Source organism: Symbiobacterium sp., from assembly GCF_040797425.1.
Taxonomy (GTDB): Bacteria; Bacillota; Sulfobacillia; order Symbiobacteriales; family Symbiobacteriaceae; genus Symbiobacterium.
This window is the reverse complement of record NZ_JBFNEH010000015.1, coordinates 1-26328: the sequence shown is the minus strand read 5'-3', so window position 1 is coordinate 26328 and position 26328 is coordinate 1. Positions and strand designations below refer to the sequence as shown.

At 70.0% G+C, this 26328-nt stretch carries 18 protein-coding genes and 2 tRNA genes; 16 read left to right on the top strand and 4 right to left on the bottom strand.

The genetic code is table 11. The annotated features are described in order from the left end of the window. Positions 1 to 186: 186 nt before the first annotated feature. The 12 genes from AB2385_RS06675 (at position 187) to AB2385_RS06620 (ending at position 11498) form a co-directional block, all read left to right on the top strand. On the top strand, positions 187 to 858 hold the full coding sequence (locus AB2385_RS06675; protein ID WP_367654174.1) for a hypothetical protein: 672 nt from the start codon (positions 187 to 189) through the stop codon (positions 856 to 858). 191 nt (positions 859 to 1049) lie between these two features. Further along, positions 1050 to 1126: transfer RNA gene (locus AB2385_RS06670), tRNA-Ile, on the top strand. Between the two features lie 4 nt (positions 1127 to 1130). Continuing rightward, positions 1131 to 1205 (top strand) — tRNA-Cys (locus AB2385_RS06665). Positions 1206 to 1342: 137 nt separating this feature from the next. After that, entirely contained in the window at positions 1343 to 2071 is a 729-nt protein-coding gene (locus AB2385_RS06660; RefSeq protein WP_367654173.1) for a nitroreductase family protein, read from the top strand. A gap of 325 nt (positions 2072 to 2396) precedes the next feature. Continuing rightward, a complete protein-coding gene (locus AB2385_RS06655; RefSeq protein ID WP_367654172.1) occupies positions 2397 to 3518 on the top strand; it encodes a PLP-dependent aspartate aminotransferase family protein in 1122 nt (373 codons plus the stop codon). Next, positions 3481 to 4590 carry a PLP-dependent aspartate aminotransferase family protein gene (locus AB2385_RS06650; protein WP_367654171.1) on the top strand — a complete coding sequence of 370 codons (1110 nt, stop codon included), beginning with the start codon at positions 3481 to 3483 and terminating at the stop codon, positions 4588 to 4590. Before AB2385_RS06655 ends, AB2385_RS06650 begins: the two co-directional genes overlap by 38 nt. A 177-nt stretch (positions 4591 to 4767) precedes the next feature. Continuing rightward, entirely contained in the window at positions 4768 to 5955 is a 1188-nt protein-coding gene (locus tag AB2385_RS06645; RefSeq protein ID WP_367654170.1) for an ABC transporter substrate-binding protein, read from the top strand. A gap of 10 nt (positions 5956 to 5965) precedes the next feature. Continuing rightward, positions 5966 to 7783: an ABC transporter permease gene (locus AB2385_RS06640; protein ID WP_367654169.1), complete on the top strand. Its 1818-nt coding sequence runs from the start codon at positions 5966 to 5968 to the stop codon at positions 7781 to 7783. A gap of 13 nt (positions 7784 to 7796) precedes the next feature. Beyond that, a complete protein-coding gene (locus AB2385_RS06635; protein WP_367654168.1) occupies positions 7797 to 8705 on the top strand; it encodes an ABC transporter ATP-binding protein in 909 nt (302 codons plus the stop codon). After that, positions 8641 to 9363: an ABC transporter ATP-binding protein gene (locus AB2385_RS06630; RefSeq protein WP_367654167.1), complete on the top strand. Its 723-nt coding sequence runs from the start codon at positions 8641 to 8643 to the stop codon at positions 9361 to 9363. The genes AB2385_RS06635 and AB2385_RS06630 overlap by 65 nt, the downstream gene beginning before the upstream one ends. Then, positions 9360 to 10601 carry an acyl-CoA dehydrogenase family protein gene (locus AB2385_RS06625; RefSeq protein WP_367654166.1) on the top strand — a complete coding sequence of 414 codons (1242 nt, stop codon included), beginning with the start codon at positions 9360 to 9362 and terminating at the stop codon, positions 10599 to 10601. Before AB2385_RS06630 ends, AB2385_RS06625 begins: the two co-directional genes overlap by 4 nt. Before the next feature lie 15 nt (positions 10602 to 10616). Next, positions 10617 to 11498, top strand: coding sequence for a VOC family protein (locus tag AB2385_RS06620; RefSeq protein WP_367654165.1), 882 nt, complete (start codon positions 10617 to 10619; stop codon positions 11496 to 11498). 65 nt (positions 11499 to 11563) lie between these two features. Here AB2385_RS06620 and AB2385_RS06615 read toward each other — a convergent pair whose 3' ends face one another. Together AB2385_RS06615 and AB2385_RS06610 are read right to left on the bottom strand one after the other, a co-directional pair. After that, positions 11564 to 14236, bottom strand: coding sequence for a transglycosylase domain-containing protein (locus AB2385_RS06615; RefSeq protein WP_367654164.1), 2673 nt, complete (start codon positions 14234 to 14236; stop codon positions 11564 to 11566). Positions 14237 to 14303: 67 nt separating this feature from the next. Continuing rightward, positions 14304 to 15200: a histidine phosphatase family protein gene (locus tag AB2385_RS06610; protein ID WP_367654163.1), complete on the bottom strand. Its 897-nt coding sequence runs from the start codon at positions 15198 to 15200 to the stop codon at positions 14304 to 14306. 169 nt (positions 15201 to 15369) lie between these two features. On the opposite strand from AB2385_RS06610, the gene AB2385_RS06605 reads away from it, so the two are divergent. Then, the gene (locus AB2385_RS06605; RefSeq protein ID WP_367654162.1) at positions 15370 to 16302 is read left to right on the top strand and encodes an alpha/beta hydrolase; all 933 of its coding nucleotides are present in this window, start codon (positions 15370 to 15372) and stop codon (positions 16300 to 16302) included. Positions 16303 to 16332: 30 nt separating this feature from the next. Then, on the top strand, positions 16333 to 17931 hold the full coding sequence (locus AB2385_RS06600) for a flavin-containing monooxygenase (protein ID WP_367654161.1): 1599 nt from the start codon (positions 16333 to 16335) through the stop codon (positions 17929 to 17931). Between the two features lie 47 nt (positions 17932 to 17978). On the opposite strand, the gene hflX is transcribed toward AB2385_RS06600, so the two are convergent. Both hflX and AB2385_RS06590 read right to left on the bottom strand, forming a co-directional pair. After that, the gene (hflX, locus tag AB2385_RS06595; protein ID WP_367654160.1) at positions 17979 to 19262 is read right to left on the bottom strand and encodes a GTPase HflX; all 1284 of its coding nucleotides are present in this window, start codon (positions 19260 to 19262) and stop codon (positions 17979 to 17981) included. A 418-nt stretch (positions 19263 to 19680) separates the two neighbouring features. Beyond that, positions 19681 to 21183 carry an ISLre2 family transposase gene (locus AB2385_RS06590; protein WP_367654159.1) on the bottom strand — a complete coding sequence of 501 codons (1503 nt, stop codon included), beginning with the start codon at positions 21181 to 21183 and terminating at the stop codon, positions 19681 to 19683. Positions 21184 to 21519: 336 nt separating this feature from the next. Between AB2385_RS06590 and AB2385_RS06585 the strand changes: the two genes are divergently transcribed. Further along, positions 21520 to 24084: a septation ring formation regulator EzrA gene (locus AB2385_RS06585; RefSeq protein ID WP_367654158.1), complete on the top strand. Its 2565-nt coding sequence runs from the start codon at positions 21520 to 21522 to the stop codon at positions 24082 to 24084. 113 nt (positions 24085 to 24197) lie between these two features. Continuing rightward, entirely contained in the window at positions 24198 to 26225 is a 2028-nt protein-coding gene (gene tkt, locus AB2385_RS06580) for a transketolase (RefSeq protein WP_367654157.1), read from the top strand. The last annotated feature ends 103 nt before the right edge of the window (positions 26226 to 26328 follow it).

Below are 26328 nucleotides of genomic sequence, written 5' to 3'. Positions count from 1 at the left end.
AGGCGCCTCCAGGTCCGGAATGGGCCGGGGGCGCCTTTGCGCGTCTCCCCTCTGCCGTGCGAACGCGGAATCGGGCGCGCACCCGAGAGGGAGATACCAACCGGACCGGTTTGACAATGCCCGAAATGCACAATACCATCCCAGATATGAGGGGCCAAGAGCAACGGGGAGAGGTGAGTGGGGTAGATGGTCACCATCGCCAACACCGTGCTGGTCGTCCTGTCCCTGCTCCTGGGCGGGCGGTTGCTGTTTCACTATGCGCGCCGGCCGCGGCCGCATTCGCTCTGGTACGGCGTCGGCCTCATCCTGATTGCCTGCGCGGCGTTTCCCGAGCTTTACTTCGAGCTGACCGGACAGATCCCAACGGCGCTCTGGTGGCTGTACTGGTCCACGGCCAGCGGCTGCGTGGCGTACCTGAGCGTGGGCAGTGCGTACCTGCTGCATCAGCGGTTCGGCCAGGTGAGCCTCGCCGTGATGGTGGCGCTCACGGTTTGGGTGGCGGCGGCCACGCTGCTTACCGGCGGCACGGGTCCGGCCGTTGTGGCCACGGAGGCGTTCCGGTCGGCGCCGACGGCGGCCATCAAGCTCCCGTTCCTGCTGCAGAACATCGGCGGCTCCCTGATCATCCTGGCGGGAGCGCTGATCTCCTTCGTCCGCACCCGGGCCGCGTTCACGCTGCTCATCGCCCTGGGTACCTTCGTCTTCGCCAGCGGCGGCGCGGCGGCCGGCCTGATGGAGTTCTCGCAGATTTTCGCCTTTACCCAGACGGCCGGCATCCTGCTCCTCTACGCCGGGGTGTCGCTGTCGCTGCGGCCCCGCAAGGCGGTCTCGCAGCCGTCGACCGTCCCGTCCCGCTGACGGGACGGCGGTGTACCCTTGCCGCGCACCCGCCCGAGACGTGGTGGAAGGCCCTGCGCCGGCTTCCCGTACGGCGTCGCCGCCGACATATTGCCATGATTAAAACTTACACTTGGCAGCAATTACTGGGTTGCGGTAACGACGGATATCGGGTACCATAGAGACCTGCGGGCGGCGCACCGGCGGCGCACGCGAGGGTAGCTCAGCAGGCCAGAGCACACGGCTGATAACCGTGAGGTCCCGGGTTCGAATCCCGGCTCTCGCACCATCGCGGTGGGTTGGCGAAGGGGTAACGCGGCGGTCTGCAAAACCGTTATTCGTGGGTTCAAATCCCACACCCACCTCCAGAATCGAGTGGCCGGGGGAGCCCCGGCGGCGCGGTGCACGTCACCGCGCCTTTTGCGTTTTGCGCAGACCCGGGCCGCGGATGCCCGGCCAGCGCCGCCCGACGTCCGGAGGACAGCCCACTTAGGGAGGGACCGTCATGAACGAGATCCTGCAGTCCCTTCACAGCCGCAAGTCGGTACGCGTCTACGAGGAAAGGCCCGTGGAGCCGGAGAAGAAGCGGGCGATCCTGGAGGCGGCGCTCCAGGCGCCCACCGCCGGTAACATGACGCTCTACTCGGTCATCGACGTGACGGACCCGCAACTGAAGGAGACGCTGGCGATCACCTGCGACCACCAGCCCTTCATCGCCCAGGCGCCCCTGGTGCTGATCTTCTGTGCCGACTACAGCCGCTGGTTCCAGGTGTTCCAGGCGACGAACCCCGAGACCCGGCGCCCGTCGTACGGCGATTTCCTCCTGGCCTGTTGCGACGCCCTGATCGCCGCGCAGAACGCCGTAGTGGCCGCCGAGGCGCTGGGGCTGGGTTCCTGTTACATCGGCGACATCCTGGAGCGGTATGAGGAACACAAGGCGCTCCTGGGGTTGCCGAAGTACGTGGCGCCGGTGACGATGCTCTGCGTCGGCTATCCCACCGAGCAGCAGCGGCGGCGGGCGAAGCCCCCGCGTTTCCGGGTGGAGGACATCGTGCACGCGAACCGCTACCAGAGCCGCGACATGGCGGCGATGGTGGCCGCACGACAGGGTCTCGAGGGGGCGGAATTAGAGCGCTGGCTGGACGCCTTCCGCCGGCGGAAGTGGGAGGCGGACTTCAGCGTGGAGATGTCCCGCTCGGTGCGCGCCATGCTGGCGGACTGGACGTCTCCGTGACGCCAGGCGGTCGCCTCGCATCGCCGGGCGACCGGCCGAGATCGATTCCAGACTGTGGACCTGCCGCACGGGCTGACCCAGGGCCCGTGCGGCTTTTTGTCTGGTCGGCGCGGGCCTGGTGTCTGGCCCGGCGTCGCGGCCCGAAGAGCGGTGTGCTGCCGCACTTAGGTTCCGCACGGTAGGCGGCTACAGCATGAGCCCGAGGAGGGGAACCCCCGGCTCAGGCGCCCGCAGGATGGCAACCGGCGCGTGAAATGCGAGAATAGGCGTAAATGGCAACGCCCACTGGCCTGGTTGCCCTATCCACGTCGCAGGGGGGAGACGCATGAAACTCGACACGGTCCTCGTCCACGCAGGCGTCAGGCGGGACCCCGTCTACGGCGCCCTCTCGGTGCCGATCTACCAGTCGGCGACCTTTCAGCACCCGGCCCTGGGCGAGTCCACCGGGTATGACTATAGCCGGACGGGCAACCCGACCCGAACGGCCCTCGAGGAGGCCCTCGCCCGGGCGGAGGGAGGCGCCCGGGCCCTTGCTTTCACGTCGGGCATGGCTGCGCTGACCTGTGCGCTGCGGCTGTTCGGGCCCGACGACCACCTGGTGGTCACGGAGGACCTCTACGGAGGGACGTACCGGCTGCTGGATCACGTTCTCGGCCTCCCGCGCACGTACGTCGACACCACGGATCTCGCGGCCGTGCGGGCGGCCATCCGGCCCAACACCCGGGCGATCCTGGTCGAGGCGCTCACCAACCCACGCATGAAGCGGGCGGACCTGGCCGCCCTCGCCGGGCTGTGCCGGGAGGTGGGCCTGCGGCTGATCGTGGACAACACCTTCCTCACGCCCTGCCTCTGCCGTCCGCTCGCGCTTGGCGCGGATATCGTGGTCCACAGCGCCACCAAGTACCTGGCCGGCCACAACGACGTGGTGGCGGGTGCGCTGATCGTTCGGGACGCCGCCCTGGGCGAACGGCTCCACTTCATCCAGAACGCGGTGGGGTCGGCGCTGGGGCCGCAGGAGAGCTGGCTGGTGCTGCGCGGGCTGAAGACCCTGGCGCTCCGGATGGAGCGGCACCAGCAGAACGCCGCCCGCATCGCCGCATGGCTGCGGCGCCACCCGCGGGTGGAGGAGGTGCTCTACCCGGGCGTGAGCGGCATGCTCTCGTTCACCGTGAAAGACCCGCGCCTGGTGCCGCAGGTGCTTCGCCGGGTGCGGCTGATCCTCTTCGCCGAGTCGCTCGGGGGCGTGGAGACGCTGATCACCTTCCCCTGGGCGCAGACCCACGCCGACATGCCGGTGGAGGTACGGGAGCGGCTGGGCATCACCGACCGCCTGCTCCGGCTGTCGGTGGGCATCGAGGACGCCGAGGACCTGATCGCCGACCTCGCGCAGGCATTGGAGGGGGAGTGCGATGGAGTTCGGGACGAGGCTTCTGCACACGGGGCATGAGGTGGACCGCACCACCGGCGCGGCGGCCGTGCCCATCTATCAGGTTTCCACATTTGGGCAGCCCGGCCTGAACACCCCGGGGCCGTATGACTACGCCCGCTCCGGCAACCCGACCCGCCAGGCCCTGGAGGCAATCATCGCCGAGGTGGAGGGCGGCGTCAGGGGTTTTGCCTTCGCGTCCGGCCTGGCCGCTCTGACCAGCGCGCTCATGCTCTTCCGCGCGGGTGATCACCTGGTGGTCACCGACGACTGTTACGGCGGCACCTACCGCCTGCTCACCCGGGTGCTGAGCCGCTTCGGCATCACGGCCAGCTTCGTCGACACCAGCGACCCCGTGGCGGTGGAGCGGGCAGTGCGGCCCAACACCCGGGGGCTGCTGGTGGAGACGATCAGCAATCCTTTCCTGAAGCGGACCGACGTGCGGGCGATGGCGGAGATCGCCCGGCAGCACAAGCTGCGCCTGCTGGTGGACAACACGCTTCTCACGCCCTGCTTCTGCCGCCCGCTGGAGGAGGGGGCGGATATCGTGATCCACTCCGCCACCAAGTACCTGGGCGGCCACAGCGACCTGATCGCCGGCGTGGCGGCCGTCCGGGACCCCGCCCTGGCCGACGAACTCTACTTCATCCAGAACGCCGTGGGGGCGGTGCTCGGCCCGCAGGACTGCTTCCTGGTGATGCGCGGCATCAAGACCCTGCAGGTCCGCGTGGAGAGGCAGGCAGCCACCGCCGCCCGCATCGCCGAGTGGCTGCGGGAGCGGGAGGAGGTGGCCGAGGTCTACTACCCGGGGGTGGGCGCCATGGTCTCGTTTCGCCTGGTGAGCGCGGCGATGACGGAGCCCTTCGTGCAGCGGCTGCACCTGCCGCTGCTGGGCGTCTCCCTCGGGGCGGTGGAGAGCCTGGTCGCCGTCCCCGCACGCCACTCGCACGCGTCGATGCCGCCCGAGGAGCGCCTCCGCCGGGGCATCACGGACGACCTGATCCGCTTCTCCGTGGGCATCGAGGAGCCCGCGGACCTGCTGGCGGACCTGGAGCAGGCGCTGGTGTATGCAGCGGCACAGGTGCGGTCCTGAGCCCCCACAGAGATGGCCCGGATGCTGTAAGGCATCCGGCTTTTTTGACTCCTCCGACGGAAAACCAGAACTTTCCCTAATCACCCAGTTGACTGGAAGGCGGAATAATGCTACCCTTCAATGCAACGTATTCCGACCGGAATACATGATATTGCTGGTGAAAGGGGAGTGGTTCTGGTGTCTCTGCGCAGGGCGCAACACGCCCGAGTACTGCTAGCGGGGGTTCTGACGTTTGCGGTGGTGACGGCCGGTTGTAGCCTCGCACCTACGACCCCGTCGGGGGCGCAGGGCCCGGCAGGGGCCCAGAACGCGGCGCAGGGAGAGGTCCTCATCGGCGTCATGGGCCCGCTCACGGGGGACAACGCCGAATACGGGAAGATCTGGCGCCGGGGGTTCGACCTGGCGTTGGAGGAGATCAACGCCGCCGGTGGCGTGCAGGGCCGGCCGCTGAACTACGTGTTCGAAGACACGCAGAGCGACCCGAAGCAGACCCCGGCGGTCGCCCAGAAGTTTGTGAGCGACCCGCGCATCGTGGCGGTGATCGGCGACTTCAGCTCGCCCGCCTCCATGGCCGCCTCGCCCATCTTCCAGCGGGCGGGCCTGGTGCAGCTGGGCATTACCAACTCGCATCCGGACTTCACCAAGACCGGCGACTACATCTGGAGCAACTCCGGCAGCCAGGAGGACGACGCCCCCTTCCTGGCCACCCTGGCCGTGGAGGACCTGGGCAAGAAGCGGCTGGCGGTACTGCATATGAACACGGACTGGGGACAGACCTCGGCCGACCTCTTCATCGCCAAGGCCGAGTCCCTGGGAGCCGAGATCGTGCTGCGAGAGGCATACCTGCTCACGGAGAAGGACTTCCGCCCGGTCCTCACCAAGGCCCGTGACGCCAATCCCGACGCGCTGATCCTGATTTCCTACTACAACGACGGGGCGCTCATCGCCCAGCAGATCGACGATGTCGGGCTGGACGTGACCGTGGTGGCCATCGGCTCGACTTACTCGCCCCAGTTCATCGCCCTGGGCGGCGAGGCGGTGGAGGGCGTCTATACCGCCACCCGCTTCCACCCCGCCGACCCCCGGCCCGAGGCGCAGGAGTTCGTGCGCAAGTATCGGGAGAAGTACGGGGTCGAGCCCGACAACTTTGCAGCGGTGGCCTATGACGGCATCAAGATCCTGGCTGCGGTCCTGAACGAGGTGGGCGTGGACCGCAAGGCCCTGCGGGACGGCCTGGAGAAGGCGGAGAACCTCCAGACCGTGATGTACGGCACCACCGCCTTCGGCGAGGACCGGCGCCTCCGGAACCCCCGTTACCTGAGGCTCGTGGTCCGGAACGGGGCCTTCGAGATCTGGGAGCCGTAGGAGGGGGAGCATGCTGGACCAGCTGATCAACGGTCTGGTGGTCGGCAACCTGTACGCCCTGACGGCGGTGGGCATCACCCAGATCTACGGCGTGGCCAACGTGATCAACTTTGCCCACGGCTCGATCTACATGGTCGGCGCCTTCGTGGGCTGGATGGCGGTCACCTGGTTCGGGCTGCCGCTGCTGCCCACGCTGGGCCTGGTCCTCGCTGCCTCCGCGCTGCTGGGGCTGCTGGTGGAGCGGGTGGCGATTCGCCCCTACACCGGGTCCGGCCGGACGGTGCTCCTGCTCACCACCATCGCCGCCGGGCTCATTCTGGAGCAGGCGGCCCAGCTGATCTGGGGACCCGAGACCAAGGCTTTCCATGCCCCGATTGCCGACGTGCGCTTCCGGGTGGGCGGCGGGTTCATCGGCACGCTGGACCTGGTGATCCTGGCGGTGGGGCTGACCACGGCCCTGGTGCTCTGGCTTTTCCTGAAGCGGTCACGTCTGGGCTGGGCGGTGCGGGCCACCGCCCAGGATCGGGAGGCCGCCCTCCAGATGGGCGTGGACGTGCACCAGGTGAGCCGCATCAGCTTCGCCATGGCGGGCGCCCTGGCGGGGGTAAGCGGGCTGTTGGTGGGGCTCTACTACCACAGCGTCTACCACACCATGGGCTTCTCCGCGAGCCTGAAGGGCTTCACGGCCGCCCTGCTGGGCGGCCTGGGCAACATCCCCGGTGCCATCCTGGGCGCATACCTGCTGGGCACGGCGGAGTCGCTGGCGGTGGCCTGGCTGGGTTCCACCTGGCGTGATCTGGTCGGCATCGCCCTGCTGCTGGGTGTGTTGCTCTTCCGGCCGGGCGGTCTCTTCGCCGCTACCCGGGCGCTGCTGCCAGAGCCCACCGTCGGCACCTTTATCCCGATCGGGCGGCCGCTCCGCAGTCCCCGCTGGGCGCTGCTCGCGGCGGCCGCGGCGGCCCTGGTCCTGCCCCTGGTCGTCCGCAACGGCTACTGGCTCCAGGTGCTGGCCACCGCCTGGATCTTCGGCCTCCTGGCCATCAGCCTCAACCTCATCACCGGAACGGCCGGGCAGATCTCCCTCGGCCATGCCGGCTTCCTGGCCCTGGGGGCCTACGCCTCGGCCATCCTCACCACCCGGCTGCAGCTGCCCTTTCTGCTGGCCCTCGTGGTCTCGCCCCTGATCGCCGCCGCGATCGGCGTGGTGATCTGCTACCCGGCCCTGCGGCTCCGGGGGCAGTACCTGGCCGTGGCCACCATCGGCCTGGGGCAGGGGATCGCCCTGGTGGCGCTCAACTGGACGTCGCTCACGCGGGGGGCCCTCGGCATCAGCAACATCGCCCCGCCTACCCTCTTCGGCGTGGAGATCGCCTCGGCCGCGGGCTTCTACTGGCTCACCCTGCTGCTGCTCATCGGCGGCGTCTGGGTGGCGGAGCGGCTGTCCGGTTCGTACCTGGGCCGCGCCTTCCGGGCCGTGCGGGAGGACGAGGTGGCCGCCCGGGCCTACGGCGTGGGGCTGGAGCGGTACAAGTCCATCGCCTTCGGCCTCAGCGCCTTCATCGCCGCCTTCGCGGGCGTGCTCCTGGCCCACTCGTACACCTATATCGCCCCGGACACCTTCACCCATGCCCTGTCGCTGCAGGTGCTGACCATGGTGGTGCTGGGCGGGCTGGACAGCACCATGGGTGCCGTGGTGGGGGCGCTGGCCCTGATTGCCATCCCCGAGTCCGCCCGGTTCCTGGCCGAGTACCGGTTCCTGGTCTACGGCCTGCTGCTCCTGGCGATGCTCCGGTTCCGCCCCCGGGGCCTTCTGAGCGCCGCATCGTGAGGAGGTGAGCCCCGTGAAGGTGCTTTCGGTGCGGAACCTGACGAAGCGGTTCGGCGGCCTGGATGCTGTGAAGTCCGTCAGCCTGGAGGTGGGCCCGGGCGAGACGGTGGCCATCATCGGCCCCAACGGGGCCGGCAAGACGACCCTGTTCCAGCTCATCACCGGCGCCGAGCGCCCCGACGGCGGCGAGGTCTACCTGGACGGGGAGCGCATCGACGGCCTTCCTGCGCACGTGATCGCCGCGAAGGGGGTCGCCCGCACGTTCCAGAACGGGCGGGTCTACGGGAACCTGACAGTGCTGGAAAACGTGCTCCTGGGCGCCCACAGCCGACTGCAGGCGGAGTTCGGCCGGCCGGCCGGACCCGTGAGCGGGGCGCTCGGGGCCATCCGGGAGGTGGTCACGGCGCTCTCCCGGCCGGCCCGACTGCGGCGCCTGGAAGCCGAGCTGGTGGAGGAGGCCATGGAGATCCTCTCGCTCTTCGGCGACAGGCTGCTCCCCCGGCTGCACCAGCCGGCCTACTCGCTCTCCTACGCTAACCGCCGCCGCACCGAACTGGCCCGGGCTCTGGCCCTCCGCCCCAAGATCCTGCTGCTTGACGAGCCCACCGCGGGCATGAACCCCACCGAGACCGAGGAGATGACCGAGCTCATCCGGCGGCTGCAGGCCCGGGGCCACGCCATCCTCCTCATCGAGCACAAGCTGGACCTGGTGAGCGCCGTGGCGCACTGGGTGGTGGCCCTGGAGGCCGGTCAGGTGCTGGTGGAGGGCACGCCCGAGACGGTCTGGGCCGACCGGCGCCTGGTGGAGGCCTACGTGGGCCGCACGGGCGGCGGTGCACCGAAGGGGGGGACCGCGCGTGACGGCGATTCTGGAGCTGCGGGGGGTCGACACCTTCTACGGACCGGTGCAGGTGCATTTTGACGTGAACCTGACCGTGCGGGAGGGCGAGATTACCTGCCTGCTCGGGGGCAACGCCTCGGGCAAGTCCACCGCCATGAAGGTGATCCTGGGCCTGGTCCGGCCCCGCCGGGGCCGGGTGCTGCTGGGCGGGGAGGATGCCACCGCCTGGTCCACGCCCCGCCGCATCCGCTGGGGGTTGGGGTCGGTGCCGGAGGCCCGGAGGCTCTTCCCGTACATGACCGTGCGGGAGAACCTGCTGATGGGCGCCTATGCCCGTACCGACCGCGAGCAGGTGCAGGCCGACTATGAGGCCATGCTGGAACTGTTCCCGCGGGTGAAGGAGCGGCTCTCCCAGGTTGCGGGGACGCTCTCGGGCGGCGAGCAGCAGATGGTGGCCATGGCCCGGGCCCTGATGGGTCGCCCCCGCCTGCTCTGCATGGATGAGCCGACGATGGGCCTGTCGCCGCTCTGGGTGGACCGGGTCTTGGAGCTGATCCGGCAGGTGAACGCCCGCGGGACGACCATCTTCATGGTCGAACAGAACGCCCGGGCCGCCCTGCAGATCGCCCACCGGGGGTACGTGCTTCAGAACGGGGTGGTTCGCCTGGAGGGGAGCGCGGCCGAACTGATCGGCAACCCGCTGGTGGAGCAGGCCTATCTGGGAGGGCGGTCGGCATGACGGAGCAGACCTGGCGGGGAGGAGTACCCGCCGTGACGGCTGCGGAGCAAGACCTGTTCGTGCAGACGGAGCGGCAGCGGCGGTTCGTCGCCCTGGCCGCCGAACTGGCTGACCGGTTCGCCGGTCGGGCCGCCCTGTATGACCGCGAGAACACGTTTCCTTTTGAGAACTTCAGCGAGCTGAAGGCGGCCGGTTACACCCGCCTCACCGTGCCCGCGGAGTGGGGCGGCGAGGGGGCGAACCTGACCGAGATGCTGCTGGCGCAGGAGCGACTCGCCCGGGGCGACGGTGCCACCGCCCTCGCCGTTGGTTGGCACCTGGCCGTGGTCGGGAAGCTGGCCGAGACGCGAGCCTGGCCCGCTGACGCGACCGAGCGAATCTTCCGCGCCGTGGCAGAGCGGGGGGCCCTGATCAACTCCGCCGCCAGCGAGGTGGAGACCGGCAGCCCGTCCCGGGGCGGCCGGCCGACCACAACCGCCCGGCGTGCGCCCGGCGGTTGGATTCTGACGGGGCGCAAGTCCTTCACCTCGCTGGCACCGGCCCTCGACTATGCCGTGGTCTCGGCCAGCTTCGAGGGGTCCGACCGGGGCGGATGGTTCCTCGTGCGGATGCAGAGCCCGGGGGTGACCGTCGCGGAGACCTGGGACGCGCTGGGCATGCGGGCCACGGGCAGCCATGACCTGATCCTGCAGGACGTGACGGTGGAGGACGACGACCTGCTGGAGGAGTTCGGCCCCGGCAGCACCTGCCAGGTGGGCATGGGGGCGGGCGCCGGCTGGGCCCTGCACATCCCCGCCGTCTACCTGGGCATCGCCCGGGCCGCCCAGGACTTCGCCCTGGCGTATGCCCGGAACCGCCGGCCCAACTCGCTGCCGGGTCCCATCGCCGACCAGCCCCACATCCAGGCTCTGCTGGGTCAGAACGAGGTCGACCTGCTGGCGGGCGGATCCACCCTCTACACGGTGGCCAACCGGTGGGACGCGGAGCCGGGGCGGCGCGGCGACCTGGTGCCCCTGCTCGGGGCCGCCAAGGTGCTGGCTGTGAACCTCGCCCTGCAGGTCGTCGACCGGGCGATGCGGGTGGCGGGCATCGCCGGGCTCTCCCGTCAACTGCCGCTGGAGCGGCTTTACCGGGATGTGCGGGCCGGCCTGCACAACCCGCCCATGGAGGATGCCGTGCTTCGGAGCCCCGCGCGGGCGGCGCTCGCCCGGCGGGCTTCCGCCGCAGAGATTCTGTAACAAGGGGGTCGTGTTATGGCGATCACGCACATCGACCACGTGTTGATTGCAGTGCGCGATCTGGATGAGGCCGCGGACCTTTACCGCCGGCTCCGGTTCTTCATCACGGCGGGCGGAGAGCATCCCGGGCGCGGCACCGCCAACCGGCTGGCGGTGCTGGACCCGGAGTACCTGGAGCTCATCGCCGTCCGGGACCCTGCGGCAGCCTGGCCGGCACTGGTGGACCACCTGGACCGTTTCGGGCCGGGGCTCTTCACCTTCGCCCTGGCCAGCGACGACCTGGAGGCCGACCTGGCCGCCTTCCGCGGTCGGATGGACGAGGGCATCACGCCGCTGCGACCGGAGGAGCCCTGGGACGGGGAACTGGTCACCCCTGGCGGGCGGAGCCGCACCTGGAGGGCGTTCCGGGTCGCAGGCGGAAGGGCGGTCAATCCCTTCCTGATCCAGCACGACAGCGACGGGGAGGAGAAGCGGCGGAAGCTCGCAGGGGATTCCGACCTGTTGCCGCACCCGTTGCAGTACGGCGCTATCAACCGGCTCGCCTTCGCCTTCCCCACGCTGGAGGAGGGGGTGGCCTATTTCCGGGACGGCTACGGGCTGGAGCCGGAGGGCGGCCCGTCGGTCTGCCCGAGCCGGCAGGCCGACCGGATCTTCTTCCCGCTGAAGCGGGGGCTGATCGAGGTGATCGCACCCCGCAGCGCCGATAGCCCGGTGGCATCCTTCGTGGCCGAGCGCGGCTACGGCGTGCACAGCATCGCCATCACCGTTCCCGACACCGCCGCCGCAGCCGATCAACTGGAAGTCCGGGGCGTGGCCGTCAACCGATTGCCTTCCGGCACGGTGCAGGTGGATCCGGCGCACACCCTGGGGGTGCGGCTCTCGCTGGTGAAGGGTTAGGCTACGGGCGGACCAGGTCACGCGCGCGGAACCCGGCGGAACGTTACCGCCGGGTTCCTGCGCGTTCAGCGGGTTTCGCTGCCGGGGCCTTTCTCGCCGGGCTCAGTGCCGGAGCCTCCGTTACCCGGAGTTCCTCCTTGCTGCGGCCCCTGACCGGGGGAGCCGCCCGCCCGGGCCCCTTCAGCGGGCGTGCCCTCGTCGGGAGTCCCCTCGCCCGCCTCTCGACCACTTGGGTGCCCGTTCGCGGGCTGCTCGGGGCCCGGCTCGCCGCTGCCCGGCTCCCCAGTCACGGGTTCCTCCTCCCCCGGCTCGCCCGGTTCCTCACCGCCGGATTCTCCACCGGGCCCCACGTCGCCGGGCTCTTCCTCCCCCGGCTCTTCGGGGCCCTCGTTGCCCGGACCGGGCGGCTCGCCGCCGGGCTCCTCCATCCGCACCTCCACCGGAAGCGGGGCGGAGGGCTGGCCCATCGCACCGGTGGCGGGGTCGACCGCCACGACCCAGTAGACGTAGATGCCGGGCTCGGCCAGCACGTCCAGGAAGGGCGGGCCGGCCACCGTGGCCACCACCTGGGCCTCGGTCGCGGCCGCTGCGGCCGCACTGCTGCGGAGGATCCGGAACTGAGCCCCCGCGGCCGCCGCGTTGCCGCCCTCGGCCCGCCAGGTGAGGTTGACGGAACCGGGCTGCGGCCCGGGGGAGGCCGCAAGGTCCACGATCGCGGGCAGCACCGGCTGCGCCGGCTCCTCCGCCGGCGGCTCGGGCGTTGCGGGTTCCGCAGGTTCCTCCTGCACCGGCGACTCCACGACCTGTGGAGCCCCGCCGTCAGGGCCGGGGAAGGCGAGCACCGGCCGGCCCGCCAGCGCCGTGCCCACGACCTGCCGCCAGATCCAGGTGGGGTAGGTGGAGCCGTTCACCTCGGGCGGCAGGTAGTGCGTCGGGTCCACCTGGTCGTAGCCCACCCAGACGCTGGCGACCACGTCCGGCGTGTAGCCCACGAACCAGGCGGCCGAGTTGCCTGAGAGGCCCGCAAACGCGTCGCCCTGCGGCAGCTCCACAGTGCCGGTCTTGCCGGCCATGGGGCGGTCGAGGAGCGCACCGGTGCCCGTGCCCTGCTGGACGACGGTGGTGAGCATGTCGGTCACCGCGTGGGCCGTCTCCGGCCGCATCACCTGCCGGGCTCGGACCTCCCGGCCGCGCAGGACCCGGCCGTCGGCGGTCTCCACCATCGTGATCAGGTGCGGGGTGCGGTAGGTTCCGCCGTTGGCGAAGGCCTGGTAGGCGCCGGCCAGTTCCAGCGGACTCACCCCCTCGGCCATGGCGCCCAGGGCGAGGGTCAGGCCGCGGTCCGCGTCCGTGACGGGGATGCCCAGGCGCTTGGCGAAAGCCCGGGCCCGCTCCACGCCCACCTGGTCCATCAGCCGGATGGCCGGGATGTTCAGGGAAAGGCGGGCCGCCTCCCGCAGGGTCACCTCGCCGCGGAACTGGTGGTCCCAGTTCTGCGGCTCCCAGCCGTTCACGTTCAGGGGTTCGTCCAGCACGGTGCTCTCAGGCGTCATCCCGGCGTACTCGATGGCCGGGGCGTAGACCACCACCGGCTTCAGCACCGACCCCGGCGACACCCGGCCCCGGCTGGCCCGGTTCAGGCCGCCGCCGGGCGGGTACTCCCGCCCGCCCACCAGGGCCAGCACGTCGCCGCTGCGCGGGTCCACCGCGGCGAAGGCCGCCTCCACACCGTCGGGGGTGTTGGCCGGGAAGATGCGCTCGGCCAGCAGTGCCTCCGCCGCTTCCTGCAGCACCGGGTCCATGCCGGTGTGGATGCGCAGGCCCATGAGGGCGACCTGCTCCGCCTTCAGGCCGAAGCGCTCGCGCAGCTCGCTGCGCACCTCGTCCATGTACCAGGGGTGGGAGGCTGCCGGCTCCACCTCGCCCTGCGACACGGCGAGCGGCTGCGCCTTCTCGGCCTCCGCCTCCTCCGGCGTGAGGTAACCGGCGGCCACCATGCGGTCCAGGACGGCGTCGCGCCGCACCCGGGCCGCCTCGGGATCCCGCAGCGGGCTGAACGCTTCGGGCGCAGGGGCGATGCCCGCGAGCGTGGCCGCCTCGCCCAGGGTGAGTTCGGACGCGTCCTTGTTGAAGTAGAGGCGGGCGGCGGCGCCCACACCGTAGGTGCCGTGGCCCATGTAGAGCTGGTTCAGGTAGAGGGCGAGGATCTCATCCTTCTCAAAGCGCGCCTCCAGCAGCAGGGCGAGCACGGCCTCGCGGACCTTGCGGGTCAGCGTCTGGCGCTGGGTGAGGAACGTGTTGCGGGCCACCTGCTGCGTGATGGTGCTGCCGCCCTCGGCGATGGCCCGCTCCCGCAGGTTGGTGATGATCGCCCGGGCGATGCCCCGAGGGTCCACGCCGTGGTGCTGGTAGAAGCGGATGTCTTCCGAGGCCACGAAGGCCTGGGCCACGGCGGGCGGGAGTTCGTCCAGGGTGACCGGAACCTGGTAGGCGTAGGCAGTGAGCGGTCCGATCTCGCTGCCGTCCGCCGCGTAGACCACCGATGGCTGTCCCGCCGCCAGCCCGCCCCAGGGCAGGGCTGCGAAGGCGACGAGTGCGGAGACGATGCAGAACAGAAGCCATGCAGCGGCGGCCAGCGCGCCTGCCAGGACGGCGCGGCGCGCCCACCGCCGCCACGAAATCTTCACCGGTCGGCGGCTGGCCCGCCGCCGGTTGGTTCCGTCTGTCGAGTGCGACACAGGCTCCACCTCCCGAGTTGCTGCAACCGGTGGAAGCGGGCAGCCGGTCGCGTGAGGGTGCACTCCTTCAGGCGCCGGTGGCCTTCTGCGTCCGCCGGGCCACCAGTTCGAATCGCACGGAGGGGAAGCGCTCCGCCAGCCGGCGGCGCATCATCTCGCCCGTCCGGCCGTATCCCGGGGCGCTGTAAAGCAAGTCGATGTAGCCGTAGCGTACCCGGTCCGTGAAGGCCCGGGCGTAGCCCACCAGGCGGTCGTCCACCCACGCGGACTCCACCGCGGAGGAGAAAAGGATCATGCGCTCGGCCTCGGCGTGATCGAGCCCGATCCCCGGCAGCCCGCCCGCGCGGGCGATCCCCAGGAGCCGGTGCTTCTCGCCGCTGTACTCCACCCCGTCGATCAGCAGGTGGCGGTAATCCTGTTCTCCGGCCAGGGTGAACCCCTGCCCGTCATAGACGATTGGGATGACGCCTGTGTTGCGCGCGATCGCGATCGGCGCGCCCACGGCGCGCTGCAGGAAATGGGCGATCAGCCCGCCGTGGGTCACGATGAGCACCCGCTGGCCCGGATGCCGCCGGGCGATCTCGGTGAAGATCGCCTCGCCCCGCTCCGCCAGCTTTTCGTTGGACTCGACGCCGGGAATCTCCCCCAGCGAGAGCCCGGGCCAGAGCACGTCCCGCTCGACCTTGGTCAGACCCTCCGCAGGGCCGATGAACCGCTCCCGGAGCCGCGGGTCGGTGATGAGTTCGTTTCCGGTCCGGCGGCAGAGCGCCAGCGCGGTTTCACGGGCGCGCACCAGGTCGCTGCTGTAGACCGCGTCCCAGTGCTCCGTCGCCAGGCGGGCGCCGGCCGCTTCCGCCTGCCACTTCCCCTCGGCGTTGAGGGGAATGTCGGTATGCCCCTGGGCCCGGCCGTCGTAGTTCCAGTCGGTCACCCCGTGTCGCATCAGGGCGATGTATGTTTTCACGCGTATGCTCCTTCCTTAAAACGTTGCATAGTTTGAGTATAAATCCGACCTCCGCAACGGTCAAAGTGGGCGGCGTTTCCCACGAATTTCCGCCATTGCCACCGCATATCTGTGTACCGGGCGTGTCCACCACCACGCCCGATGACGGAGAAGAAGGGAGAGGAGACGCATGCCGCTGAGCAAGGAGGCCGAGGCCTTCCTGAAGCAGCTGGCCGAGGTGGGTGGCCCGGCGCTGAACGACCTGCCGCCGGCGGAGGCGAGGGCGATGGCCGCGCAGCTGAGCGCCCACGCCGAGGTGGAGCCGGTGGCGAGCATCGTGGACCGGACGATTCCCGGGCCTGCCGGGGAGATTCCGGTCCGCATCTACACCCCCGCCGGGGAGGGCCCGTTCCCGGTGCTCCTGTACTTCCACGGCGGCGGGTGGGTGATCGGCAGCCCGGACACGGTGCACGCCACCTGTGCGCTGCTGGCGAACCGGGCCGGGGCGATCGTGGTCTCGGTGGACTACCGGCTGGCGCCGGAGCACAAGTTCCCGGCGGCCGCGGAGGACTGTTACGCCGCCACGGCCTGGGCGGCCGAGAATGCCCGCAGCTTCGGCGGCGACCCGCGGCGTATCGCAGTGGCGGGCGACAGCGCCGGCGGCAACCTGGCGGCGGTGGTCTCGCTGATGGCCCGGGAGAAGGGCTATCCGCAGATCGCCTACCAGGTGCTCATCTACCCGGTGACCGACCACAACTTCGAGACCCAGTCCTACCGGGAGAACGGGGCGGACTACTTCCTCACCACGGCCATGATGCAGTGGTTCTGGAACCACTACCTGGGCACCGAGGCCGACGGGAAGGACTGGCGGGCCTCCCCGCTGCAGGTGGCGGACGCCTCCGATCTGCCCCCGGCCTTCGTCATCACCGCCGAGTTCGACCCGCTCAGGGACGAGGGCGAGGCCTACGCACAGAAGCTGGCAGCGGCCGGCAACACCGTCACGGTGAAGCGGTTCCTGGGCCAGATCCACGGCTTCTGCACCCTGCTGGACGCCATGCCGGCCGGCAGGCAGGCGCTGGAGGAGGCGGCGGCCCAGCTGCGTCTGGCCTTCGCCGCCGAGTAGAGGCGCGGCCTGGGAAGGGGGGACCGGAACATGCGGCACTTCGACGCCGTGGTGGTGGGTGCCGGTTTTTCGGGGCTGTACATGCTCTACCGCGTGCGGGAGTTGGGCCTCTCGACCCTGGTCTTCGAGGCGGGCGGCGACGTGGGCGGCACTTGGTACTGGAACCGGTACCCCGGCGCCCGCTGTGACTCGGAGAGCCACGTCTACTGCTACTCCTTCTCCAAGGAACTCCTGAAGGAGTGGGAGTGGTCGGAGCGGTACCCGGCCCAGCCCGAGATCCTGCGGTACCTGCAGCATGTGGCAGACCGGTTCGACCTGCGTCGGGACATTGAGTTCGACACCCGGGTGACCGCGGCCGCCTGGAACGAGGAGAAGAACCTGTGGGAGATCCAGACCGACGACGGCGAGGTGACCACCGCCCGGTTCTTCATCACCGCGGTAGGCTGCCTCTCCGCCGCCCACATCCCGAACTTCCCCGGGCTGGAGTCGTTCCAGGGCAAGTGGTATCACACCGGCGAGTGGCCGCACGAGAAGGTGGACTTCACCGGCCAGCGGGTGGGCCTCATCGGCACAGGGGCGACAGGCATCCAGGTGCTGCCCGAGGTGGCCAGGGAGGCGGCGCACGTCTACGTCTTCCAGCGCACCCCAAACTTCGCCATCCCCGGCCGCAACCGGCCCCTGGACCCGGAGTTCATTCGGGAGGTGAAGGCAAAGTACGACGAGGTGTGGGAGACCGCCCGCCGGTCCCCGGCCGGCCACTACATGGTGCCGCCGGACCTGTCGGCCATGGCCGTCTCGCCCGAGGAGCGGGAGCGGATCTTTGCACAGGCCTGGGAGAAGGGCGGCTTCTGGTTCCTCTTCGCCTTCAATGACCTTACGGTGAACCAGGAGTCCAACGCCGCCGCGGCCGAGTTCATCCGGAACCACATCCGGCAAGTGGTGAAGGAGCCGCAGGTGGCCCAACTGCTCATGCCTTACGACCACCCCTTCGCCACCAAGCGGCCGCCGCTGGAGCACGGCTACTACGAGGCGTTCAACCGGGAGAACGTCACCCTGGTGGACGTGCGCCGCGCACCGATCGTCGCCATTACTCCCACGGGGCTGCGCACGGCCGAGGCGGAGTATGAGCTGGACGCCATCATCTTCGCCACGGGCTTCGACGCCATGACGGGCAGCCTGCTGCGCATGGGCATCCGCGGCCGAAACGGCCTCTCACTCCGGGAGAAGTGGGCGGAGGGCCCCCGCACCTACCTCGGCCTGGCCACGGCCGGCTTCCCCAACATGTTCATGATTACGGGGCCGCAGAGCCCGTCGGTGCTCAGCAACATGCCGGTCTCCATCGAGCAGCACGTGGACTGGATCACCGACTGCATCCGGCACATGCGGGAGCGCGACCTGCAGGTGATCGAAGCGGAGGAGCAGACCGAGGAGGGCTGGGTGAGGCACGTCACCGAGGTGGCCGAGGCGACGCTTTACCCGAAGGCCAACTCCTGGTATGTGGGGGCGAACATCCCCGGCAAGCCCCGCATTTTCTATCCCTATGTGGGAGGGGTGGGCAACTACCGCCAGATCTGCGACGACGTGGCGGCGAAAGGCTACGAGGGCTTCGCCGTGAAGGCGGCGAGCTGAAGCAGGAACCCGGGGCCGCGGGGCCCCGGGTCGCATTCTGTCTGTGGTCACTGGCCCAGCGCCGCCCGCAACCGGGCCGCCAGACCCTTCTCCAGTTCTACCCGGACGTACGTGCCGTCCTCCCGGTGCTCCTCGGCCAGCACCTGTCCCCGCTCGTGGGCCCACGCCAGCCAGGCGGCCTTTGCGTAGGGGATGACGGCCTCCACGATTACCCGGCGCGCCTGCAAGGCCTGCTGAATCGCCCGCTGCAGCCCGTCCAGGTTCTGGCCGAGGGCGGCGGCCACGGCCACGGCGCCGGGGGTGGAGGCCAGCAGGTGCTCCATCTCGGCCGGATCCACCAGGTCAGCCTTGTTGTAGACCACCAGCGTGGGCTTGTCTCCCGCACCCAGGTCGTTCAGCACCGCCTGCACGGTCTGCATCTGCTCTTCCCGCTTGGGGTGGGCGGCATCCACCACGTGCAGCAGCAGGTCGGCTTGGTTCACCTCCTCCAACGTGGAGCGGAACGCCGCCACCAGGTCGTGAGGCAGGTTGTGGATGAAGCCCACCGTGTCCACCAGCAGGTAGGGTTCACCCTCCGCCGGTTCGACCCGGCGGGTGGTGGCATCCAGCGTGGCGAAGAGCCGGTCCTCGGCCAGCACGTCCGAGCCTGCCAGGGCCCGGTGCAGGGTGGACTTGCCGGCGTTGGTGTAGCCGGTGAGCGCCACCACCGGAATCGCCGAGGTGGCCCGTTCCGCCCGCAGCCGGGCGCGGTGGGCCTTGATCTCTTCCAGTTCCCGCCTGAGGGCCGCCATGCGGTCGCGGATGCGCCGACGGTCGACCTCCAGCTTGGTCTCGCCGGGGCCCCGGTTGAAGACGCCCCCGGCCGAGCCCGCCTGGCGGGAGAGCTCGATGCCCTTGCCGGTGAGGCGCGGCAGCCGGTAGCTCAGCTGCGCCAGTTCCACCTGGAGCTTGGCCTCCCGGGTGCGGGCGCGCAGCGCGAAGATGTCCAGAATCACCGCCGTGCGGTCGATTACCTGACAGTCGATGATGCGCTCCAGGTTGCGCTGCTGCACGGGGGTGAGCTCGTCGTCGACAATCACGAAGTCAAATTCCATTTCCCGGCGGAGCAGCTCGACCTCCTCAGCCTTGCCCCTGCCGATGTAGGTGGCGACGTCGGGCGCCGGCCGGCTCTGGATCTCCCGGCCCACCACCCGGGCCCCGGCCGTGTCGACCAGTCGCTCCAGCTCGTCCAGCGACTCGGCCGCGCTCCAGCCGCCCCGCTGGCGGGCGGGCAGCTCCAGGGCCACCAGGAAGGCGGTAGCGGTCCGGTCTCGCAGTCGATTCTCTGTCATGCGTGGCCACTCCTTGTCGTGCGTGATGGATTCTGCTCTCCGGGGCCGTCGGGCGGCCGGCGGACGGCGGGGCTGCGGCGCACGCGCACAGACACAACAAGGCCGCAGCCCTCACCAGGGCCGCGGCCGCATCGCTTGCCTGTGCCAGGCAATGGCTACCGAGGGCGCGCCGGAGAGGGCGTATGAACGGAGCCCAGGCTGCGCAGCCGCCCGGCGATCCAGATCATCACGAACCCCTCCTCTGCGAAGTCTGGCTCCATTCTAGCGCCGGGGGAAAGGGAAGTCAACGCTGGCAGGCAGAACGGTAGCTGTCAACGGTAAGTGGGGTCCAGACCTCTCCCAGAGTCACAGATTCGCACCCAGTTGAGTTCGCCTAGGCACAAAAACACTTCCCCAAACACCGGTCGACTGGGGTTTCTCACGCGCTTGCATGCCCCTCGGACCGCGCCGGTGTTCTCCACGGCATCGGCTGGCTACGCGGGATCAACTCGGAAGTAGGTACACACCGAGCGATTTGCTTCAGGCTGCGCCCCAGTTCGCTGTTCCCGGCCGCAGTCGCCAGCAGCGGCATACGGGCCGCCAGCCACTCCGTTGGATCCGTTGTCGACAGTTTCTCAATCACCCGGCTTGGAGCATGGCGGCGATCAACGGCTTGAATCGCTGGCCAGCGCCGCTTCTGCCATACCGCCAACCAGGCCCTGAGATGTCCTTCTGCGTGCAGGCAGCGCAGTGGCGCCATGTGGTGCGCACCTGTCGCTCGCCAGCTCATCCCCCGCTTCGTCATCCGCACCGCCAGGACGTGGTTAATCTCTGCTTCAGACGCGCCGAGCCCTCTTGCCCCTTCCGGTACAGGCTGCGGACCACTGCGCCAGTCCAGCAGTCCAGCCCAGTTCGCCTTCAAGTACCGTCGCAGTTCTCGTACGCGCCGTGCCTCTTCCTCCCCGGGGGCCGTCGCCAGACCTTCTGACAGCACCTGCTGCAGAGCCTTCAGATCCTGCTGGCCGACCGCTTTCAAGGCTCGCCTGACCAGCTCCGGTGAAAAGCCCAACGCTTCCCGAATCGCCCGGTTCCGGTGGAAGCGGTCCAAGTACAGTTCTGCATCCGCAAAGTACTGCTTTGCCCGCTTGATCCACTCCGCTCCATCCCCGTTGACAACCACCCGACCCACCTTCTCCGAGTCGTACCGCTGCGCAAAACGAATCTGACCGCGCTCCCAAAACTCTTCCGTCGGGAGCAATCCGGCCCATGCCGCCTTGTTCACCAACCGATGGCGTGTGCCGCTGGGGCTTTCCGCTTCCCACCCTTCGTGCATCACGCCCCGTTTCAACTCCATCACTTTCTGCTGTTCTCTCTGTAGCGGCAAGAAGATGCCATCTGCCTCGATTACCACCGCATCCGCACCGCGGCCCTCGCCCTCCAGGACCTGACCGCGTTCAAACACCGCCTGCACCTCTTCCCGGAACTCCCGGTCCCGGTCTTGCCCCGCTTCCTGCAGCCAGCGATGTATCTCCTGGTGGCTGACAGGGATCCCGAAGCGCTCCTGCAAACAGCTGGCTGCTTCGCGGAAAGACATCTTGGTAGCCAGATCAACCGCCAGTTCCTGCACCAGAGGACAAAAGCGCTCCTCTGGCAACAATCCCAGCATTTCGTCCAGCGGGTAACGGTACGCCCACTTCCCGTCCGGCTGCCGTCTCCGGTATCCTCGGCGCCGAAACCGAATTTCCATCCCGAACAGGCTGACCAGCGTTCGCTCCCTTTGCCCGATGGACTCCCAACCCTTCAGGCTCTCGTCCCGCTTGTACTGGCTCTCAATCTCCTCCAGAACCGACTCCACCTGCCGGCACAAGTCTTCTGCCAGCTTCACGAGCAGCCACTGAACAAGATCCTTGAAGGACGTCACCAAATCCGTTACTTTGAACATAGGACCTCCCCCATGGAATCCTTTGGGATTCTGAGTGTCGGGTCACTCAGGGGAGGTCTTTACTATTTCAACTTCCGCGTTCCTGCCCAGCCCAACTTGATGTTACGCGATGGGCAGAACCGTTGCGGCTCCGGCAGGCGGGCCGCGGTGACCTCCCGACCCGTCCCGGTGCACGCCGCCGGTCACGCCGCCTTGCCCCGCGACGGGAGGCCGTCATCGATTGCCCGGATCCCTGCGTTGCCGGCAGAACCATTTCCCCCCCGCACCAACTCTACTAAGGGCGAAGGTGCGCATCCATCCCGCAGCGAATGCTAACCCGTAAGGAGGGCGATCCGATTGGCGAAGCGATCTACCCGCGCCGGTATGCTTGCCCTGATGCTGTCTCTGGTGACCATGCTGTTTCTGATCGCATCGCCGGTGCTGGCGGCCACCAGCCCCGGAGGCGTGGTGGACGACCGCTCGGGCGCCCTCTCCGAGTCGGATTTGGCCGCGCTGGAGGACGCCCTGTCGGGCCGGCGCTTTACCTACCGGGTGATCATCCTGGGGGCGGCGTTCCCCGAGGGCGAGCCGGCCAACGCCGAGGCGCGGTTCCAGGAGATGGCCAACGACCTGCTGGCCGACGTGCCCCGTGACGCCGTGCTGATCACCATCGCCATGGAGGAGGGGCTCGTTGACTTCCGGGTCTGGCAGAACGGCCCCGTTGAGGCGGCCATCCGGCAGGCGACGGGGCGGGGCTTTGACTACTACGCCAACCGGGACATCTTCGATGCCTTTGTCGCCAGGGCGGGCGACGGCGACATCGCCGGGGCCATCGAGGCCGCGGCGGACCGCATCGAGGCGCTGGCGGCAACAACTGCGCCTTCGCCCGCCCCGGGCACCACCAGTCCTTCGCCGCCGACCGGCACCACGCGACCCGCACCGTCGACGGGCGGCACCCCACCGGCCCAGCCCCCCACATCCCGTGGCTCCGCGCCGGGCCGCACGGTGCAGCCGGGCGTGGTGACCGCCCTGCTGGCCGGTCTCGTGGCGCTGGCTGCCGCACTCATGGAGCTTTCCTTCTATCTGCGCTACCGCCGGGCCCGTCGGGAGTGCCTGGCGATCCGTGACGGCTTCGTCGCCGGCCTGGTGAAGATGCACGAGCAGGAGTTGCCCCTCGCCCGCAACTACGACGGCGAGGAGACCCGCGGCCACGTCGAGGTCGCCGCACAGGCGGCGGACCGGGCCTTTGACGCCTACCGCCGCGGCGGGGAGCGGCTGGCCGAGGCGGAGAAGTTTGCCCGCCGCTGGCGGTTCCGCGCCGCGGCCAGGGCGCTGGCGGCGGTGCGGGCCGCCTACGAGGAAGCGGCAGCCGCCCACGGCGAGGCGGAAAAGGCTTTCGCCCCGGTTGCCGAGGCCATCCACGCCTGGGAAGGGGATGCGGCGACGACCGCAGGCCTCCGCCAGACCGCCGAGAAGGGCATCGCCGACCTGCAGGGCCGCACCGGCTGGGCCCTTACCCGGCTGCATGACCGGGTGGCCGCCGCCGCACGGACGCAGCGCGACGCGGACGAGGCCCGGGCCGAGGATCCGGTGCGGGCGCTCCGCCTGGTCCGGGAGGCCGCCGAGGCATTCCGGGGCATCGGCACCGACGTGGCGAAGCTCAGCGAGCAGCAACAGACGCTCGAGGCGCAGCGGCAGGACAGCGAGAAGGCCCGCGACGAGATCGCCGAGACCCGTGTGAGCCTGGGCCTCCGCTTCGTCGAGGAGGATCCGACCGCCGCGCTGGAGCGGGCCCTGCGGCACCAGGCGACCGCCGCCCAGCGGCTGCCCACGGGCGACGTGGCGGGGACCCAGAAGGCCCTGGAGAGTGGGCAGGCCGCCCTGGACGAGGTGCGGGCGATTCTCACCCGCTACCGGGAGGCGGTGACGCAGTATGCCGCACGGCGCCAGGCGCTGACGGAAGGGGTGGCCCGCCTGAGCGCCGACCAGGCCGCCGCAAGGGGGATCCTCGAGCAACTGGCCGGGCGGTATGCCGCCGAGGACTGGGCCGACGTCCGGGACCTGCCCGCGGCCCTGGCCGACCTGGAGGGACGGGCCCGGGCGGGCCTCGACGAGGTGGCCCGTCTCACCCGGCCCGAGGAGCAGCGGTACCTGCAGGCCTACCGGATGCTGAACGGCTGGCTGGCGGAACTGGGCGCCCTGCAGGAGCGCATGAAGCTCCTGACCGCGCTCCCCGACCGGCTGGCGGAGGCGGAGCGGGCGGCGCAGGACCAGCTCGCCCGTGCCGAGTACGAGCTGGCCGGGGCGCAGCAGGAGGTGTCGCAGCACGGGTTGGTGCTGCCCCGGGACCTCTCGGAACGCTGGCGGCGGGTGGAGGTCGCCCTGGGCGAGTTGCGCCGGGCCCTGGGCGTGCGGCCGGTCGCCGTCGGGAAGGCCGGCCGGCAGGCGGCGCAGGCGCTGGAACTGGCCGGAAGCCTCCGGCGGGCCGTGGCGGATCTCCGCCGGCAGGCGGAGGCGGCGCGGAGCCGGCTCCGGCAGGCGCAGGCCGAGGCGGCCGCCGCCCTGGTCCACACCCGGTTCAACCCTGCAGCGGCGATGGCCCTGCAGCGGGCCTTGGGCGCCGGCGAGCAGGCCTTGGCCGCGGGACGGTACGAGCAGGCGCTGGCCGAGGCGGAGTCGGCCCTGCGCAGCGCGCGCATGCTGATCGCCGCCTACCAGGCGCACCTGGCTGCGGAGCGCCGCCGGGCCGCTGAGGCAGCCGCGGCCGCCGCACGCCGGCGCGGCGGTGGCGGGGGGTTTGGCGGCGGGGGAGGCTTCGTCGGCGGCGTGGGTGGCGGGGGCCGGTTCGGCGGTGGTGGCCTGGGCGGCGGCGGTCGCTTCGGCGGCGGCCGCGGCTCGGGCGGCGGCGGAAGGTGGAAGTAACGATTGCGCATCCTACGGGGGGAGCCAGGAATGGCTTCCCCTTGTGGTTTCCGTGGTGGTAAGGTAATGTCTGTAGATGGATAGACAGTCCAGGTAAGGAGGATTTCGTCGCCGTGCGAGTTGCCAACCTCTCTCCGGAACTGCGGCAGGCTGCCGTGAACACCATCAAGATGCTGGCAGTGGACGCCATCGAGAAGGCCAAGTCGGGTCATCCCGGCGCGCCGATGGGCTGTGCCGACATGGCCTTCGTGCTCTGGACCCAGTTCCTGCGCTTCGACCCTGAGAATCCAGACTGGCCCAATCGCGACCGCTTCATCCTCTCCAACGGCCACGGCTCGATGCTGCTCTACGCGTTGCTCCACCTGGCCGGGTACGACCTGGACATGGAGCAGCTCAAGGCGTTCCGCCAGTGGGGCAGCCGCACCCCGGGTCACCCGGAGTACGGCCACACCCCGGGCGTTGAGGTGACCACCGGTCCCCTCGGTCAGGGCTTCGCCCACGCAGTGGGCATGGCGGTGGCTGCAGAGATGTTGGCCGCGCGGGTCAACAGCGATGACTTCCGTCCCGTCGACCACTACATCTACGGCATCTGCGGCGACGGCGACCTGATGGAGGGCGTGGTCGCCGAGGCCGCCTCGCTGGCTGGGCGCTGGAAGCTGGGCCGGCTGATCTTCCTCTACGACGACAACGACATCTCCATCGAGGGGCCCACCGACATCGCCTTCACCGAGGACGTGGCCAAGCGCTTTGAGTCTTATGGCTGGCACGTCGACCACTGCGACGGCCACGACCACCTGGCGATCGCGGCGGCCATCGAGCGGGCGCAGGCGGTCACCGACAAGCCCTCGCTGATCATCTGCCGCACTGTCATCGGCCACGGGGCGCCCACCAAGGGCGGCACCGAGAAGGTCCACGGCGCCCCGCTGGGGCCCGAGGAGACCCGGCTGACCAAGGAGGCCCTGGGCTGGCCGCTGGAGCCCACGTTCTACGTGCCCGACGAGGTGCGCACCTTCTTCGCTGAACTGAAGGCGGAGAAGCAGGCCGAGGCGCGCCGGTGGCAGGCCGCCTTCGAAGCCTGGCGGGCGGCCAACCCCGAGAAGGCGAAGGTCTGGGATGCGCATAAGAACCTGCTGGTGCCGGCCGACCTGGACGCGCAGCTGGTGGAGGCGGCCAAGACGGAGAAGCCGCTGGCCACCCGCAAGCTGTCCGAGATGGTGATCCAGCGGGCGGCGGCGCTCGTGCCCGGCCTGGTGGGCGGCTCGGCCGACCTGGCGGAGTCGAACCTCACCAGCATCAAGGGCGGCGGCGACGTGGGGCCCTGCGCCAAGATCGGCCAGTACGACTGCTCGTGGGCGGGCCGGACCCTGCACTTCGGGGTGCGGGAGCACGCCATGGGCTCCATCGTGAACGGCATGGTGCTCTATGGCGGCTTCCGGGCCTACGGCGGGACCTTCTTGGTCTTCTCGGACTACATGCGGCCGCCGATCCGGCTCGCAGCGCTCATGCAGGTGCCTTCGATCTTCGTCTTCACCCATGATTCCTTCTTCCTGGGCGAGGACGGGCCGACACACCAGCCCATCGAGCACCTCTGGTCGCTGCGCCTGATCCCGCACGTCACGCTCTTCCGCCCGGCGGACGGTGTGGAGACGGCCATGGCCTGGGCCTACGCCCTGATGGAGGCCAAGGAGCCGACGCTCCTCGCCCTCACCCGGCAGAACGTGCCGATCCTCACCCGCCCGGCGGACTTCCAGATCCGGGACGTGTGGAAGGGCGGCTACGTGATCGCCGACGCCGAGAACCCCGTCGCCACCCTCATCGCCACTGGCTCGGAGGTGGGCCTCGCTCTGGAGGCGCAGAAGCTGCTGGCCGGGCAGGGGATCGCCGTGCGGGTGGTCTCGATGCCCTCGGTGGAACTCTTCCTGCGGCAGCCGGAGGAGTACCGCAACCGGGTCCTGGTGGGCCGGCTGGCTGCCATCGAGGCGGGCCGGACGGACGGCTGGTACCGGCTCATCGGCCGGGACGGCCTCGCCATCGGCCTCGAGGACTTCGGCGCCTCCGCCCCCGCCGGGGTGCTGGCGGAGAAGTTTGGCTTCACGCCGACCCAGGTGGCGGCCCGGGTGGCGGAGTGGCTGGCGAAGTAGCTTTCCTTGCGTGGGGAACTGCGGCGGCCCCGGGGGGGGGGAGACCCCGGGCCCCCCCCAGGGCGCCAGCCGCGGGGGGGCGGGGGGGGGGGCCCGCCGACCC

Bases quoted from the DNA above. Each gene is read 5' to 3' on its own strand.
- AB2385_RS06675 (WP_367654174.1), top strand. From the start codon at position 187: ATGGTCACCATCGCCAACACCGTGCTGGTCGTCCTGTCCCTGCTCCTG.
- AB2385_RS06660 (WP_367654173.1), top strand. From the start codon at position 1,343: ATGAACGAGATCCTGCAGTCCCTTCACAGCCGCAAGTCGGTACGCGTC.
- AB2385_RS06655 (WP_367654172.1), top strand. From the start codon at position 2,397: ATGAAACTCGACACGGTCCTCGTCCACGCAGGCGTCAGGCGGGACCCC.
- AB2385_RS06650 (WP_367654171.1), top strand. From the start codon at position 3,481: ATGGAGTTCGGGACGAGGCTTCTGCACACGGGGCATGAGGTGGACCGC.
- AB2385_RS06640 (WP_367654169.1), top strand. From the start codon at position 5,966: ATGCTGGACCAGCTGATCAACGGTCTGGTGGTCGGCAACCTGTACGCC.
- AB2385_RS06625 (WP_367654166.1), top strand. From the start codon at position 9,360: ATGACGGAGCAGACCTGGCGGGGAGGAGTACCCGCCGTGACGGCTGCG.
- AB2385_RS06620 (WP_367654165.1), top strand. From the start codon at position 10,617: ATGGCGATCACGCACATCGACCACGTGTTGATTGCAGTGCGCGATCTG.
- AB2385_RS06605 (WP_367654162.1), top strand. From the start codon at position 15,370: ATGCCGCTGAGCAAGGAGGCCGAGGCCTTCCTGAAGCAGCTGGCCGAG.
- AB2385_RS06600 (WP_367654161.1), top strand. From the start codon at position 16,333: ATGCGGCACTTCGACGCCGTGGTGGTGGGTGCCGGTTTTTCGGGGCTG.
- hflX (WP_367654160.1), bottom strand. From the start codon at position 19,262: ATGACAGAGAATCGACTGCGAGACCGGACCGCTACCGCCTTCCTGGTG.
- AB2385_RS06590 (WP_367654159.1), bottom strand. From the start codon at position 21,183: ATGTTCAAAGTAACGGATTTGGTGACGTCCTTCAAGGATCTTGTTCAG.